Origin of the sequence: Okeania sp. SIO2C9, from assembly GCF_010672455.1 — a bacterium.
Taxonomy (GTDB): domain Bacteria; phylum Cyanobacteriota; class Cyanobacteriia; order Cyanobacteriales; family Microcoleaceae; genus Okeania.
On the sequence record NZ_JAAHGO010000209.1, the window covers coordinates 1 to 1,654 of the forward strand.

2 protein-coding genes are annotated in these 1,654 nt (G+C 46.3%); both read right to left on the minus strand.

Annotation, left to right across the window (positions count from 1 at the left end; translation table 11 throughout):
• Window positions 1-785 (minus strand): helix-turn-helix domain-containing protein (locus F6K23_RS40350; protein ID WP_367267971.1); only part of this gene is annotated, 785 nt, incomplete at its 3' end.
• Window positions 782-1,474: a recombinase family protein gene (locus tag F6K23_RS40355; RefSeq protein ID WP_293166819.1), complete on the minus strand. Its 693-nt coding sequence runs from the start codon at window positions 1,472-1,474 to the stop codon at window positions 782-784. The genes F6K23_RS40350 and F6K23_RS40355, both read right to left, overlap by 4 nt.
• Window positions 1,475-1,654 lie beyond the last annotated feature (180 nt).

Below are 1,654 nucleotides of genomic sequence, written 5' to 3' on the forward strand. Positions count from 1 at the left end.
TCTCCCAGATATCCCATCACACGAAGAAAAATTTGACTACGTGCAATCGGACCATTGTCCATGTAGAGCATCTGGGGGATGCCTTGAAAAGAGAAATTTTCCACTGACTTGGCAGACATGGCTGCGAACAAAAAACGTAGAGCTGCTGCCACATCTTCTCCATAGACCCCGTGGTATTCTTGGTAAACAACACCACTACGGTCATCGACAACACTGTAGAGCATCAAGGTGGAATTTCCCCGCTCCGGTTCTATCCAAGCTGGTGCTTTCACCTGTTTAAGGTCAGAAGGACTCAAATCAAAGTGCCAGCACTCGTTACTCTGTTGTGCTTGGAAACGGACGGCTGGCGGTTGTCGCGAGAGTGTCTGATGATCATAACCCCAAAGCTTGAGGTAGCGATTGACTGTTGCTTTCTTCAATAAATTTTGGGGAGCGAGCAGATGACCATCAGGGGTATTAATACCGTGTTCTTCCAGCAGTCGAATCGCTTCCACCGTTGAGAGGTGGCGACCTTTGCGATTACAGGTACGTACCTTGAGAGCTGCAATAATTTCACAGTATCGCTCCAAGGTAACTTTGGGTATGATGCGAGGCACTCCGTAATCTGCCCGTCGCGTGGAATGCAGCTTACCCCTCTCTCGCAGTGCCCGATAGATAGTATCTTCCGAGACTCCGTAGAGCTGAGCCGCTTCCTGAATCACCTGCCTGCGCAAAGGAGAGCGAGATGGTAATTGTCCCAACCGCTGGTACAGTTCTACTATTGCTTCTGGGGGAATCCGTTTCATAGCCTTCCCCTCGCTTTGGAGATTTTTGATGATTTCTTCTGACCCAGATGGCGTTTTTCCAACCAGTCGTAAAGAGTGGAGGGAGAGCAATCAACTAGCTTGGCAATCGAGCGTTTGCTTATACCTAGGTTCAAATATTCTCGAATTTGAGCCTCTTTAGCATCCAGTTTTAATCGTGCTGAGTGTTTCCCCTTTGGTCTGCCTAAAGGTTTTCCTTCTGCTTTTCGCTTGGCGAGAGCTTCTGTTGTTCTTAAGGAAATTAACTCTCGCTCGATCTCTGCTGCTAACCCTAACACTGTCACCACAATTCGGCTCGGCATCGAAGTGTCGAGAACCATTTGCTGTTTAGCAATATGGATACTAATGCCCCGCTCCATCGAGCAAGATAACATTTCCAACACCTGAAGCGTAGAGCGAGCCATTCGACTCACTTCTGCAAAGATCACCACATCTCCAGTTTGTGCAGTTTCTTGCAATAATTTACCTACTTCTCGTTTTTCCCATTTCAGGCGACCGGAAACCGCATCTTCAACAAACTCCAGGTGTCCCAAATCATGATGGTTCGCATACTCCAGAATGCCGTGACGCTGATTATTTAGATCTTGATGGTCGGTGGATACCCGCAAATAGGCGTATGTAACCATGAGTATTTGAGTTTCCGAGTCAAACCCATTGGAGTATTTATTCAAACGGATAATATCTACTTTTTACCATAAAAACCGGGCATAAGCGTTTGGATTAAACCATCCTTTTTACTAGACACTTCCCTTCTGTGTGGAGTTGCATAGGGACTGAAATCCATACGTTTACTAGCTTACAGCCTATTTGCAATTAATTTGAGTCCAATGAGTTGGAGATTAAGTTGTTTG